Annotated in this window: 13 protein-coding genes; 6 read left to right on the top strand and 7 right to left on the bottom strand. The window is 35.8% G+C overall.

Annotated elements, in window-relative coordinates:
* Nucleotides 1-26 precede the first annotated feature (26 nt).
* From REB14_RS06305 to REB14_RS06295, 3 genes are all read right to left on the bottom strand, one after another.
* Nucleotides 27-608 carry a Crp/Fnr family transcriptional regulator gene (locus REB14_RS06305; RefSeq protein WP_079243084.1) on the bottom strand — a complete coding sequence of 194 codons (582 nt, stop codon included), beginning with the start codon at nt 606-608 and terminating at the stop codon, nt 27-29.
* A 103-nt stretch (nt 609-711) separates the two neighbouring features.
* Entirely contained in the window at nt 712-1,833 is a 1,122-nt protein-coding gene (gene ribB / locus REB14_RS06300) for a 3,4-dihydroxy-2-butanone-4-phosphate synthase (protein ID WP_034694964.1), read from the bottom strand.
* A 68-nt stretch (nt 1,834-1,901) separates the two neighbouring features.
* Complete coding sequence (locus tag REB14_RS06295) at nt 1,902-2,906, bottom strand: LLM class flavin-dependent oxidoreductase (RefSeq protein WP_079243085.1); 1,005 nt, start codon at nt 2,904-2,906, stop codon at nt 1,902-1,904.
* A 260-nt stretch (nt 2,907-3,166) separates the two neighbouring features.
* Between REB14_RS06295 and REB14_RS06290 the strand changes: the two genes are divergently transcribed.
* The gene (locus tag REB14_RS06290) at nt 3,167-4,015 is read left to right on the top strand and encodes a M12 family metallopeptidase (RefSeq protein ID WP_158521388.1); all 849 of its coding nucleotides are present in this window, start codon (nt 3,167-3,169) and stop codon (nt 4,013-4,015) included.
* A gap of 35 nt (nt 4,016-4,050) precedes the next feature.
* On the opposite strand, the gene REB14_RS06285 is transcribed toward REB14_RS06290, so the two are convergent.
* Nucleotides 4,051-6,177 (bottom strand): helix-turn-helix domain-containing protein, encoded by a 2,127-nt coding sequence (locus tag REB14_RS06285; protein WP_079243087.1) that lies wholly within the window; start codon nt 6,175-6,177, stop codon nt 4,051-4,053.
* Nucleotides 6,178-6,259: 82 nt separating this feature from the next.
* Between REB14_RS06285 and REB14_RS06280 the strand changes: the two genes are divergently transcribed.
* The gene (locus REB14_RS06280) at nt 6,260-6,712 is read left to right on the top strand and encodes a hypothetical protein (RefSeq protein ID WP_079243088.1); all 453 of its coding nucleotides are present in this window, start codon (nt 6,260-6,262) and stop codon (nt 6,710-6,712) included.
* 148 nt (nt 6,713-6,860) lie between these two features.
* On the opposite strand, the gene REB14_RS06275 is transcribed toward REB14_RS06280, so the two are convergent.
* The gene (locus tag REB14_RS06275) at nt 6,861-7,397 is read right to left on the bottom strand and encodes a gamma carbonic anhydrase family protein (RefSeq protein WP_079243089.1); all 537 of its coding nucleotides are present in this window, start codon (nt 7,395-7,397) and stop codon (nt 6,861-6,863) included.
* A gap of 163 nt (nt 7,398-7,560) precedes the next feature.
* Between REB14_RS06275 and REB14_RS06270 the strand changes: the two genes are divergently transcribed.
* From REB14_RS06270 to hemH, 3 genes are read left to right on the top strand one after another with little or no spacing between them, the layout of a single operon-like run.
* Nucleotides 7,561-8,439, top strand: a complete 879-nt coding sequence (locus tag REB14_RS06270; protein WP_034694953.1) for an iron-sulfur cluster biogenesis protein NfuA — start codon at nt 7,561-7,563, stop codon at nt 8,437-8,439.
* A gap of 10 nt (nt 8,440-8,449) precedes the next feature.
* Complete coding sequence (locus tag REB14_RS06265) at nt 8,450-8,977, top strand: NADPH-dependent FMN reductase (RefSeq protein ID WP_309521778.1); 528 nt, start codon at nt 8,450-8,452, stop codon at nt 8,975-8,977.
* 15 nt (nt 8,978-8,992) lie between these two features.
* Entirely contained in the window at nt 8,993-10,021 is a 1,029-nt protein-coding gene (hemH, locus tag REB14_RS06260) for a ferrochelatase (protein ID WP_079243091.1), read from the top strand.
* Nucleotides 10,022-10,100: 79 nt separating this feature from the next.
* On the opposite strand, the gene REB14_RS06255 is transcribed toward hemH, so the two are convergent.
* Both REB14_RS06255 and REB14_RS06250 read right to left on the bottom strand, forming a co-directional pair.
* Nucleotides 10,101-12,053 carry a M4 family metallopeptidase gene (locus REB14_RS06255; RefSeq protein ID WP_079243092.1) on the bottom strand — a complete coding sequence of 651 codons (1,953 nt, stop codon included), beginning with the start codon at nt 12,051-12,053 and terminating at the stop codon, nt 10,101-10,103.
* A 354-nt stretch (nt 12,054-12,407) separates the two neighbouring features.
* Nucleotides 12,408-13,625, bottom strand: a complete 1,218-nt coding sequence (locus tag REB14_RS06250) for a type IX secretion system plug protein (RefSeq protein WP_309521777.1) — start codon at nt 13,623-13,625, stop codon at nt 12,408-12,410.
* 70 nt (nt 13,626-13,695) lie between these two features.
* Here REB14_RS06250 and REB14_RS06245 point away from each other — a divergent pair, with 70 nt between their 5' ends.
* Nucleotides 13,696-14,334 carry an MBL fold metallo-hydrolase gene (locus tag REB14_RS06245; protein ID WP_079243983.1) on the top strand — a complete coding sequence of 213 codons (639 nt, stop codon included), beginning with the start codon at nt 13,696-13,698 and terminating at the stop codon, nt 14,332-14,334.
* Nucleotides 14,335-14,415: the final 81 nt, after the last annotated feature.

The raw sequence follows: 14,415 nt of genomic DNA, 5'->3' as shown, positions 1-14,415 counted from the left end.
TTTGGGACTTTTTCAATTTTTAACCATCAGCTTTTACTGACAATTTTCTTCCGTATTCTGCTTATAAACTCCGGGGTTACTCCCAGATAAGCTGCAATCTGAATATTGGTAAGACGATGCGCTGTTTTTGGGTAATCCCTTAAAAATTCTACGTACCTTTCATCTGAAGGTTTGCTTAAATTATCAATAATTCTACGCTGTAATGCAATAATTGACTGCTGAAATTTAAGCCTCATCAATCTTTCAATTTCCGGCATTTCAGCATACAGTTTTTCTTTATCTTTTTTCGGAATAAGAAGAATCTCACTATCCTCCAGCGCCTGAATATTGAGCTTTGAAGGAATATGGTTGATAAAGCTATCAATATCGGAGATCCACCAGTTTTCAATTCCAAAATACAATATCTGTTCGGCTGCATTATGATGGGTATGAAAAACTTTAAAGCAGCCACTCACCACAAATCCTTCAAATTCACAAATCTCTCCTTCATTTAAAAGGAATTCTTTTTTCTTTATTTTCTGAAGATTAAAGGCATTGCAGTATTTTTCCAGCTTTTCGTCTGAAATATCAATATATCCCCGAATATGTTTTTTTAAGGACTCAGTCATGGTTTAAAAATAAAAAAAGGTTTAGAAAAATCCTAAACCTTATAATTTTGTATTGCAAACAGTCATTTATTGTGAAAACAATTCACTATTGACCATTCATTTTTTATAGTTGTACCATCTCTGTCACCTCTACATCATATCCTCCAACCTGAGGTTTGATATTAGGGTTTTGAGTGATTACTTTGAACTTGTTGATTCCTAAATTCTTTAAGATCTGCGTTCCAATTCCATAATCTCTGTAATTGTACGCTAATGTAGGATGCTGCTCCTGCCCGTCCTGATAGTTTAGAAACTGCTGAAGTTTTCTTAATGTATTTTCAGAATTGGAAACGTTGTTGATGAAAATGATGGCTCCTTTTCCAGCTTCATTCACCATACCGGTTACTTTTTCCAACAATGGTTTTTCGCCGTTATTCAGTCTTGTCAATACATCGAAATAAGAATCTGAAGACTGTACTCTTACCAAAACAGGCTCATCTACTGTCCAAGCTCCCTTTGTCAATGCAAAGTGGATCTGGTCGTTAGAAGTTTCTCTGAAAGCATAAAAATCAAAATCACCATAGTGCGTTTTTACTTTTTTCTCTTCAAGTCTTTCTACCAGATTTCCTTTTTTCAGCTGATAGTGAATCAGATCTTCGATAGAAACGATCTTCATATCATGCTTTTGAGCAAAAGCGTGAAGTTCAGGAAGACGAGACATTGTTCCGTCTTCATTCATGATCTCACAGATTACTCCTCCTTCTTTCAATCCTGCTAAATGCGTAAGATCAATTGCAGCTTCAGTATGTCCGGCTCTTTTCAATACACCACCTTTTCTTGCACGAAGCGGGAAAATGTGACCAGGTCTCATAAAGTCTGTAGGCTTGGATTTCTCATCCATCAGGGCTAAAATAGTTTTTGCTCTGTCACCCGCAGAAATTCCGGTAGATGTTCCGTTACCCAAAAGGTCAACTGATACGGTGAAAGCAGTTTCTTTAGGATCGCTGCTTCTGCTTACCATTACTTCAAGGCCAAGCTCATCACATCTTTTTTCAGGAAGCGGCATACAGATCAGTCCTCTTCCGTGAAGCGCCATAAAATTGATAATTTCCGGCGTTGTCAGTTCTGCTGCACAAAGAAAATCACCTTCATTCTCTCTGTCTTCATCATCTACTACTATGATTATTTTACCATTTTTAAGGTCTTCAATAGCCTCTGGAATAGTATTTAATTTAATATCGGACATGTTTACTTTTTATTTGTGCAAAGATACTCATAAAAATAAGCATCTGCCAATTAATTATGTATGGTTTATTACGCTTTGGATAAAGAGTCTGCAGCCTCTCTGAAAATCTCGTAAGATCTCAATCTTTTCTGATGATCGTAGATATGTGAATTAATCATCAGTTCATCTACCTGAAATCTTTCCTGAAAATTTGTGAGCTTTTCCTGAACTTCGGCCTGATCTCCGATAAACGTATATCTCAGTTTCTGCAACACCATAGATTTTTCCATGGGCGACCAGATTTCATCCATATCATCCACGGGTGGAGCAAAAGGTTTTCTGTCGTTTCTTACAATATTGATGAATGCCTGAAATAAAGTCGTCGAGATTTTATGAGCTTCTTCGGATGTTTCAGCTGCTACCCCATTTACACAGGCAATGATATAAGGTTTGTCCGAATATTTTGACGGTTCAAAATGCTCTCTGTATATCTTAAAAGCCATTTCCATCTGTTCTGGTGCAAAATGTCCTGCAAATGCATATGGCAAACCTAGTTCTGCAGCCAGCCATGCACTATCTGTACTTGATCCCAGAATATAAAGCGGAATATCCAACCCTTCTCCCGGAATGGCACGAACCATCGCCTCTGAATTTTCTTTTGAGAAATATCTTTGAAGTTCGAGAATCTGTCTTGGAAACTGTTCATTGATGATGGCTGGATTCCTTCCCAACGCTTGTGCTGTCAAGCCATCTGTTCCCGGAGCTCTTCCTAATCCAAGGTCTATTCTTCCCGGAAATAAAGACTCCAGAGTACCAAATTGTTCTGCAATAATCAGAGAACTGTGATTCGGAAGCATAATTCCTCCTGAACCTACTCTGATTGTTTTCGTTCCATTGGCGATGAAACCTATTAAAACAGAAGTTGCAGAGCTTGCAATACTTTCCATATTGTGGTGTTCTGCCAGCCAGAATCTTTTATAATTTAAATTTTCAGCGTGATTAGCTAGTGATAAGCTGTCCTGAAAAGTATCATGAATGCTTTTACCTTGCTTTACCGGTGCAAGATCTAAAACAGAAATTTCAAAATTTTTCATGTTATGATGTTAATTTTTCTTTAATCTGAAAAACAAGGCAAATTTAAAACATAAAAACTGCATTAGTTACTTTTTGTAATTAATAAAAACAATTGATCAGTTCAGGGAAAAACTATTGGAATAAAAATTTTGTTTACATCGTTTTGTCTATATGATTTTAAAATTAAATAATCATATTAAAAATGTATTTTAACAAAAATAATTCAATAAAAAGAGACATATTCATTATATTCGTATACCAAATTTTTAAAAACTTTAATATGAACAAAAAAACAAACAGCCTGTTTTATAAGCAGATGCTGACAGGAAAAACTGTCTTTATGAGTTTTCTTATTGCTGCTACATTTTCCTCTTGCAGTAAAAACAATGAAGAAATTACTTCTGAAGCTCAAACCAATGCCTTCAACGCAGACAATGTAAAAAAGGGGCAATTGAACGGCCAGGAAATTACCTACGAAAGAAAAAACGGAATGAATTTTTTCCAGGGAGATATTGTTCTTACCGACAAACAACTGTCAGAAGGTAATGAAGTTAATAAAGGCGGCGCCAGCTATTCCAGATGGCCCAATGGTAAAATTTACTACACCATTGCCAGCAATATGGGTTCCATCAACGTCAATAAAATCAATTCTGCCATCAGCGAGTATAATAATAAAACCAATACTCAGTGGATCTATCGCACCAATCAGTCTAATTATGTGGAATTTATTTTCGGAAGCTCGTCAGGATCTGATGGCTGGGCTCATATCGGATATCAGGGTGGAAAACAAACCGTTTCTTTGGATCAGTATATTTCTGTAGGATCCGTTATTCATGAAATGGGACATACAGTAGGACTTTACCATGAACATACGCGTAAAGACAGAGATCAATATGTAAAAATTCTGTGGAACAATATTCAAAACGGACAATCTTATAATTTCAATATTTATAATTCCGGAACAGATATAGGCCCGTTTAATATTAATTCGGTGATGATGTATTGGCCAACCTCTTATTCTAAAAATGGGTTACCAACGATTACCAGAGCTGATAACAGCAATTTTACTTATAATAGAACAGGATTTACTACCGGAGATATCAATACCATCAATGCAATGTATCCTTAGATTTTAAGAATTGTCTCTCCATAAAAAAAGAACTCTTATGAGTTCTTTTCTTTTTTATAATTATAATGATTAATTAAAATCCTGATTTCGTTAAATTCAAAATGATTGGGCAGTGCATTCTTCCACTCGGTTAAAGTTTCATGTGGATTTTTATAGAATTCATCTTCAAAAGCTTTGATTTTATCTGAAGTAATGACTCTGGCGATATCCAGCAATCCCTGTTCTGCAAATTTGGCAAGATGCCCGATAACAGTTTCTTTTACCAAACCTCTTTCTAAGGCAATTTCTCCGATCGTTTTTCCCTGTTCAAACAACTGAAAAGTTAAAACTTGTGACGGAACTTTAGCAATTTTGAGATTGATTTCTTTATCATTCTTTTCATCTAAAAGTTTCGTTTCAAGAAGGTGTATCTCTCTCAGACTGTTTAGATATTCTTCAATGTCTTCCAGCCAGCTTTTAAATTCTTCGTTATATTGTTTTAAACCTTTCGCACCTTTTATTTCGGCATAAAATTCTTTTAAAGGATCAAAAATTTTATTTCTGGTTTCTGTAAAAAAGAAATTAACAGCACCTTTTGATTTACTCTCAATTTCGGACCACTCTTCTTTCTGTTCAATAAAATTATTGACTTTCTGAAAAATGATACGTTCCAGTTTTTCAAATATCTTTCCAAGATTTACCGCTTCATGCTTCAGCTGAAGATAAAGCTGTTTGGTTTTAACATGGTCAATATTCTTGGTGACAATGGAAAGGTTATTCCATTCCTCCACTTCCTTTAAAAACCATGTACAGTCTAATGTACGCAACACTTTTCTGATGCTGTAATCATATTTTTCCTGATTCAGAATCGTTTCCACATGGTCATTGGCAATCGTATCTGTATGGAAATGTAAAATCCTGTTATCTTTAAAAATAACTTCGGGAGTAATTTTTGATTTTAAAACAATTCCTTCCAATGTTCTGCAACGGGATAAAGCTACATACACCTGACCGGCAGTAAAACTCTTTCCGGCATCAATAATCACTTTATCAAACGTTAATCCCTGACTTTTATGAATCGTAACCGCCCATGCTAATTTGATAGGAAACTGCTCGAAACTTCCCAACACTTCTTCCTGAATATTTTTCTCAGTATCAAGAAAATATTTTTTCTGTTCCCAGGTTTCTCTTTTTACAACAATTTCATTTTCACTTTCGTCCAATACAACACGAATTTCATTTTCATCCAATCCGATGATCTCTCCTAGCTTTCCATTAAAATATTTCTTCTCACCGGAAATATCATTTCGGATAAACATGACCTGAGCTCCAATTTTCAGTTCTAAAAACTGTTCGTTCGGAAATTGGTTTTCTTTGAAATCGCCTACCAGTTTAGCTTCATACACCTGAGGATCAACTTTTATTTCTGTCAGTTTTTCCTGATTGATCTCATCTGCCATTTTGTTGTGAGAACACAGATATACATATGATTCTTTTCCCATATCAAAGTCAGGATCATACCTTTCATTGAGATGATTAAAGTCTATATTATCCACATCGCCGTCACGGATTGCATTCAGAATTTCCAGAAACTCTTCATCAGACTGTCTGTATACTTTTGTGAGTTCAATGGTAACGATAGGAATTTCTTTAATGGCATGGCTGTCAAAAAAGAAAGGTGAGTTGTAATACATTTTCAGGATATGCTCATCCCTCACTACCGGAGGAAGCTGAAACAAATCCCCGATAAAAAGCATTTGTACACCTCCAAATCTCTGATTATTCCTTCTGATGAATCTCAAAGAAAAATCCATCATATCCAGAACATCAGCCCTCAACATTGAAACCTCATCAATGATAATGATTTCAACTTCTCTCAGAAGCTTCAGTTTATCTTTACGGTATTTGAAATGGGGCATCAGATCGGCAATATTATTAGCCAAACTGGTATCTATCCTTTCTGTAGTAGGAAGAAAGGTTCTTAATGGCAGTCCAAACATGGAATGGATGGTTACTCCTCCTGCATTAATGGCAGCAATTCCTGTGGGAGCCACTACAATATGCTTTTTCTTGGTACGCCTTACAAAATCATTAAGAAATGTCGTCTTTCCTGTTCCGGCTTTCCCGGTTAAAAAAACGCTTCTGTTCGTATATTCTATTAAGTCAAAAAAATGATTATTCATCTTCGTCAAAAATACGGAAATGAATTTGAATTTCTTACCTTGGCATAAGTTTTGAAAATTCTTAAAAAGAAAAAAGTTTATTGTGAAAAAATTATTCTTTCATATCCCGGCAATAGTATTGTGTACTACATTAACTTTAGTTTCGTGTAATACATCAAAGAGTGCCAATACCAATCTTCCTATTGATATTGCTGACAGACCTGCTGACGAAGACAGTCAGAAATATGAACAGGCACAGCTGGATAGATTAAAAGCTTCTATTGAATCTGAAGTATCAGGAGAAAAATGTACCGATGCCAGCCAATGGGCATTTGCTCCTATGGGATCAAAAGCCTGCGGCGGTCCTCAGCAATACATTGCCTATCCTAAAAAAATAGAAACAACTTTCTTACCAAGGGTGAATGAGTATACGGATAAAGTGAAAGCTTTTAATGAAAAGTATAATATTACGTCTGACTGTATGATGATCGAGCCACCTACATCACTCAAATGTATCAATGGTAAGATCAGGCTTATTACACCGGATAATAATTAACAATAAAGCAAAGGTTCTATATCAAATCGAAAAAGCTCTGTTTTTGGACAGAGCTTTTATATTTATTTTAAATAGATCAATAGTGAATTTGCTTCGTAAAAAAAATTGACAAGCGCAGCGAATTGACTATTCACTATTCACTTGACATCTAAAATTGATGATCCTTCACATTCTCCTTATACCATGATGAATATTTCACATAGTTATCTGCAATTCTGTTCACTTCTCCTTCCAGTAACTGAGCATTGATATCTTTGATTTTTCTTGCAGGAACTCCTCCCCAAACTTCTCCGGATTTAATGTGAGTTCCCTGAGTCACTACAGAACCTGCTCCTACGATAGAATTTTCTTCTACCAGACAATCATCCATCACAATAGCTCCCATTCCAATCAGTACATTATCTTTAATAGTACATCCATGAACAATGGCATTGTGCCCTATAGAAACATTGTTCCCGATATTCAAAGGATATTTCTGATACGTACAGTGCAGCATTGCATTATCCTGAACATTCACCTTGTCACCCATTTTGATATAGTGAACATCACCTCTGATCACTGCATTATACCAGACACTGCAGTCTTTTCCCATTGTAACATCGCCAATAATAGTTGCAGTTTCTGCTAAAAAAGTATTCTCTCCGATCTGTGGTGCTTTTCCTAAAAGTTCTTTTATAAGTGCCATAATATTAATTTGAAAATTTGAAAATGAGCCAATTTGAGAATTTATGATGTGTTATCTTTTCTTGTATCTAAGTTCTAAATTACAGTGATAGCAAAAATCTAACTCTCAATTTTCAGCTTCTAACTTCTAATGCGTATTTTTGTATCTCAAATTTAACGAAAAAATGCGTACCGTACTTATAGAACCAACTGAAAACCCAAAAGTGATGAAATTTGTAGCAGATTACAACCTCATCCCAGGGTCTTTAGAACTGGACAGAAATTCAGATATTTCGGAAATTCCTTTGGCACAGGAACTTTTCAATTATCCTTTTGTGGAAAGAGTTTTCATTACCGCTAATTTTGTAGCAGTGGCAAAACAAGATACCATAGAATGGGAACATGTTGCTGAAAGTCTGAAAAATGTAATTGAGGATGAATTATTGGCCAACCCAAGAATTTATCTTCAGAAGAAAAAAGAAATGTATCAGATTTATGCGGAAATGACTCCAAATCCGAATGTAATGAAGTTTGTATCAAGCAAACTGCTGATGGATGGTTTTGTGGAAGTAAAATCGAAAGAAGCTGCTGAAGAAGTTCCTTTGGCGCTGGCTATTTTTAAAGAATTTGATTTTGCAACGGAAGTTTTCATTTCGGACAACTTTGTAGCGGTTACAAGAAATAATTCTGTAGAATGGCACCAGGTGATGATGACTGTTCGTGCGCTTATCGCTGAATATCTTCAGAACGGAGGTGAAATTTCAAAAATAGAACCTCAGAAACACGAAAATCCTGTTGAGAAAATTATCAACAGAGATTATACTGAAGATGAGCAGAAAATTTCTGACATTTTAAATGAATATGTAGCTCCTGCTGTAGAAAATGATGGTGGAAAAATTTCTCTGATGGAATATGATCAGGAAAGTAAAACAGCTAAAATGCTTTTACAGGGTGCATGCTCAGGATGTCCAAGTTCTACTGCTACTTTGAAAAACGGAATTGAAAATATTTTAAAACAATTCGTTCCGGACCTGGTAGAAAGAGTGGAAGCCGTAAACGGATAAAACAGTTAAAATGCCTCCCGGAAAGAAAATTTTGGTGATTATTGGAAGTGCTTCTGAAAATTCCAGCAATCAGAAACTGATGGAACAGGTGCTGGAAAAGACAAACAATACAGACTTTCAGATGTATACTGATCTTGCTGTCCTTCCACATTTTGATACGGCATTAACAGATGATCTTGCTCCGGAAGAAGTTCTGAAAATCAGAAAAGATATTAAAAACGCTTCAGGGGTTATATTTTCCACACCGGAATATATTTTCAGTATCCCGGGAAGAGTAAAAAATCTGTTGGAATGGTGTGTTTCCACGACAGTTTTTTCTGAAAAACCTGTTGCTGTGATTACCGCTTCTGCCAGTGGAGAAAGAGGTCATGAAGAGTTATTATTAATTTTAAAGACTCTTGGAGCGGTAGCAGATGATAAACATCAGGCATTAATAAAAGGGATAAAAGGCAAATTTGACGGCAATGGCTTACTGGAAAGTAATACCTTTGCCAAAGTATTAAAATTAGTAACAGATTTTACAAGTTCTGTTTCATAATTAAAATTTAGAATATTGAATAAGAAAGGAATTTTACTAGTCAACCTCGGATCACCGAGATCAACTTCTGTAAACGACGTAAAGGAATATCTTGATGAGTTTCTGATGGACGAAAGAGTGATTGATTACCGTTGGATCTTTCGTGCACTTCTTGTACAGGGAATCATTCTGAAAACAAGACCTGCAAAATCTGCTGAAGCCTATAAAACGGTTTGGACGGATGAAGGTTCTCCGCTGATTGTGATTACTGAACAAATTCAGAAAAAACTTCAGAAAGTGGTAGATGTTCCTGTGGAAATCGGAATGAGATATGCGCAACCAAGCATTGAAGCTGGTATCCAGAAACTGGTTGATCAGGGAGTCACTGAAATTGTTCTTTTTCCACTATATCCTCAATATGCAATGAGTACCACGGAAACCGTGATTGAAAAAGCGGAAGAAGTGAGAAAAAAGAATTTTCCAACTATAAAGATCAATTATATTCAGCCTTTCTACAACAGAGATATTTATATCAATTGCCTTGCAGAAAGTATAAAAGAGAAGCTTCCTGAAAATTTTGATGCATTACAGTTTTCTTATCATGGAGTTCCGGAAAGACATATTTATAAGACAGATCCTACGAAGACCTGTAACCTTAATGACTGTTGTTCCAGAGAGGATAATCCAAGTCATCAGTTCTGCTATCGTCATCAATGTTATAAAACAACACAGCTTGTCATTGATAAATTGAATTTACCTAAAGAGAAAACGATTGTTTCTTTCCAGTCAAGATTAGGAAAAGACAAGTGGATTGAGCCGTATACAGACGAAACTCTGGAGACCATTGGTAAAAAGGGAATAAAAAACCTGGCTGTTGTATGTCCGGCATTCGTTTCCGACTGTCTGGAGACCCTGGAAGAGATTTCTGTAGAAGGGAAAGAGCAGTTTATGCATGGTGGAGGTGAAAACTTCCATTACATTCCATGTCTGAATGATGAAGACCGATGGATTGAAGTTGTAAAAACGCTTTGTGAAGAAAAACTGAATGATTTCTATTTGGTATAAACTTCTTTGTTTAAAATATACAAAAGGCCGCAAGAATTAACTTGCGGCCTTTTCGTTGAATATATTAAAAAGTTTGGTGCTATTTTTTAATAAGGTTTCCTGCTTTCTCTCCGTTTACCAATACAATATATACTCCTGGAAGAATATTGGAAGGTAACTGAATGTTCAGCTTATTTGCCCCATCAGTCATTTCTACTTTCTCAGAAATTTCTTTCTTACCTGTAAGGCTTACCAATTCTACAATTCCTTTTCCTGATTTTCCTTCAAAGTTGATGGTAAATCGGTCTGTTGCAGGGTTTGGACTTATGGTGTACAGAGCTGTATCTGTGGCCGCCACTTTTCCTGCCGGAGAAGTTCCTCCTCCTACGCCTACAGCATTCCATGCATTTTTAACCTGAGTTACTTCATTGCTGGTTGCTCCGTATAAATCGGTAGCAGCCTGAATAGAATAGGTTCTTGCATTCGCATAGGTAGAAGAAGAAGTAAGATAAGTCGTTAATGTTCTGTAAGCAATTGCTCCGGCTTTATCCAGTCCGATGGCTGAAACATTGTATGCAAAGCCTTTGTCATTTGTACCGGAACCTCCTGTAACTAACAGATAGTACCAGAAGTTAAGTACTCCTGAATTGGTATGAACTCCACAATAATCATTGGACTGGCTTGGTGTAACACAGCCTGAAGTTGTAGTAGTTTTCCAGTAGGTTCCCATATACGTATCTGGCTGGCTGTACGCATTTGGATTCGCCATATTTCTGATCACGTAGTTGAAATCTTCCCCTAGTGTCCAGCTTGCCTGAGTAGGTCTTGCCCAACGCTCAATGGTATTTCCGAAGATATCTGAGAAACCTTCATTCAATGCTCCGGATTCTCTCTGATAAGCAAGATTAGCTGTTTTAGAAGTCAATCCGTGTGTAATCTCATGACCACATACATCTATTGCTGTCAAAGGTTTTCCACCGTTCGTTGTAGAGCTTCCATCCCCATAAGTCATTCTGGAACCATCCCAAAATGCATTGAAGTAGTTGGTAGAATAGTGAACATAAGATTTAATAGCAAAATTATTATTATCAATACTCTTGCGTCCGTATTTTGTATAGAAATAATCCACTGTCATTTCTGCTCCCCAATGTGCATCGGTAGCATATTGATCTTTATTGGTATTGACATTGTTCCAGTTATTGTCAGTATCTGTGAAGTCTACCGCAGAAGCATAACTCGTTCCTTTTTTCAGATTGTAAGTTTCCACAGAAGTTCCACCATTTCTACCTGTTTCTCTTAAACGGTAGCTTCCGTTATAAGAATCTGTAGTGATGTTACGGGTTCCGCTATATCCTGTAACTGCTGTTCCAGGGCTATTCACTTCATGAATAATAGCATCTACTCCCAGTACTTTTCCATTTTTAGCATCTACAAAAACATATTGTCTGCTTAATGGTTTTTCAGCATAGATATCGAATTTATAAGCTAATTTTAAATCAGTCAGTCTGTCGTCATCAGGATCTGAATAATAAACTAATTCACCTTTAGGAGCATAGCTTGCATTGGGATCGCCTGTTTCTTTTTTAAGAAAATCTTCCTCTTCTTTATTTTTCCATTTATAGGAGTCTGCCCCTACGAATGACAAAGCACTCTGTAATGCTGCATTTTCAGCAAGGCTTGCATTTTTGTCAAGTCCTTTCGGAACTTTAACAACCCATTTTCCGGATTGTCCTACAATTTTACCGTTTTTTGTCTGTACAGCGATCATTCCATATTCTACAGGAATATCATTAACGGTCTGTTGAAATCTTTGAGTTTCAAAACCTAATGCATCTTTTTCCAGCCCTAGTTTACGAGCTTGTCCCGGAGAAAGTCTCTGAGAAGCTTCGTCAAATAAAACAGGAGTTCCCTGATACGCAGGTGCATTTTTTTCAAATCTCATAAATTCAGCATGGAGTCCGCTTTTACCCGGAACTAATTTCGATGGAGTGTTTTGTCCAAACACAAAAGAGCAGGCGGCAACACTTGCCACTAAGATAAATTTCGTTTTCATATTAATATTGGTTGATTGTGGTGACGAATTTATAAACTTTTCACAATAAAACAACAGAAACAATGAATAAAATTCAATTGATATTATAAATCAATAAATAAAACACAATGATGATTTTAAAAAAAAGAAAATTATTTAAATATAATTTTTCAGCAATGTAAATTTTATGTTAAAAAAATTAATTAAAATCAAAATTTTGTGAATTATTTTTTTTCACTATGTAGTGCATTATAATATGAAAAAATTAGCCATAATATAAGATTTGAGAGATTAATTCTTTTCAATACGGACAAAAAAATAGGACTATCTTAAGAGACAGCCCTATTTTTTATGCATATTTTAAATTATAATTACTTACCGTTTGTTGGCAATCGGTGTTCTGAATTCTCCATATCCCATTAATCCATCATAATTTCTTCCAAACGGTGCATAATAAAGAAATGCCTGATAAAGATTTTCTGTCTGCCAGAAATTACCATTCACTTCCCCAAAATTCAAACCGTTTCCATCTTTTGTTACCAACACATAGTTATAAAACCCTTGTTTCAGGAATATTTTTGCCACATATTGTTTAGTAGATGCATCATACTGCATCTGATTTTCTTTGCCGGGTTTAAAATTATTAAATCCTCCCAGCACATAAATTTCTTTATCCACAGGATCGGAATCTAAATAGAAATGCACCCATGAATAATCCGCTTCTCTTTCTGCATCTCTTTCTCTACCCAAATCATTTCTTCTGTAATACCATGCTCCATTCACATCGGGCTGATACTGATAATTCAAAGGAAATGCCCATACCGGATGAAGATACGTCTGGTTCACATCATCTTTTATTTCGGTAGCACGCACCATATCCGCTGCCATATTCATATTTTTATTATCGAAATAATAAAACTCATTATCTCCCGGGAACGTAAGGTTCATCTGTTGGAAAAGAACCTGATTTCCTAAAACACTGCTTGGCTTAAGATTAGAAATCACCATATTCGGGTTGTTATTCTGCATCACATTCATCGTGATTGAATTGACATTGGAAGAAATATCACCTCCCTTCGGAGAAACATTCACTTCTACCCTTTGATTAAGATTTGGATTTTTTGCGTCGGCAAATCTCGTAATATTTAACCCCACAGATGTTACATCTTCTACCAGATAAAACCTTTTTTTGAAAAGAGGCTGGTCTGCAGAATCTTTATAAACAATCAGTTCATAATTCCCGGAAACTTTCAACTGGATTTTCTCATTCGGAAAAACAAGTTTATAGTGGGTATACGCCTGTAATGTATTGAAAGAATATTGAAACTGATCCAGAAGTGCATTCATACTTCCGGTAGCAAATTCTGTAAAAAACAGATTATCTTCATTCCAGTTTCTGTCGTAATGTTTGAATGTATACCTATAGATCTGACTGCCGTTGGTAAGATCATCAAAGCCCAGAACCAGCTGTTCGCCAATCTTAATTACAGGGGTTTCATCATTTGTCTGAGGATTGAACAGCTGAACACTTTGGATATTTTGTCCAAAAACCAGTCCGCCCAAAGAAAGTAAGAGTATTCGCAAAGTTTTCATTATGACGAAGATAACGAAAAATAGCCATTTTCTTAATAATATCGTATTTTTGAATAAAAAATATTCAGATATGCTTCAGATTCAAGGTTTCGTATTCAACTTTGCGAGTGAAAATACTTATATCCTTTATAACGAAAATAAAAATGCCTGGTTAATCGATCCGGGAAATATGAATGCTCAGGAAACTCAGGCTATTGATAACTTCATTACTGAAAAAGGACTGAAGATTCAGAAAATTCTGTTGACCCATGCTCATATTGATCATGTATTGGGACTTCAGTGGGCTTTTGATACATTCAACGTACCTGTTAATATGCATCAGAAAGATCAGGAAGTACTGGATATGCTTCAGGCAAGCGGCATGAGATTCGGAATGCAGCTCAACCCTGTAAAAGTGGATGTAGAATATATAAATGAAGGAGATGAACTTGATCTGGATGGAGAAAAATTTAAAATTTATCATGTTCCGGGACATTCTCCTGGAAGTGTTGTTTATCATAATGAAAATCAGAAATTCATGATTTCAGGAGATGTTCTTTTTGAAGGCAGTATCGGAAGAACAGATTTGTATAAAGGAAATTATGATCAGCTGATTGAAGGAATTAAATCAAAACTTTTCATTCTGGATAATGAAACACAGGTTTTCTCAGGACATGGAAATCCTACATCCATTGGCTTTGAAAAACAGTATAATCCGTTTTTGAAGTAAAAGAGTCGGAGGGTTTGAGAGTTTGAGAGTCATATAAATGTCTTGAATCAACCTTAGATCTGACACTTTATATAAAAAATC

This window comes from Chryseobacterium metallicongregator (assembly GCF_031324065.1).
Classification (GTDB): domain Bacteria; phylum Bacteroidota; class Bacteroidia; order Flavobacteriales; family Weeksellaceae; genus Chryseobacterium; species Chryseobacterium metallicongregator.
The sequence above is the reverse complement of the archived record's forward strand: the minus strand, read 5'-3'. Positions and strand labels throughout refer to the sequence as shown.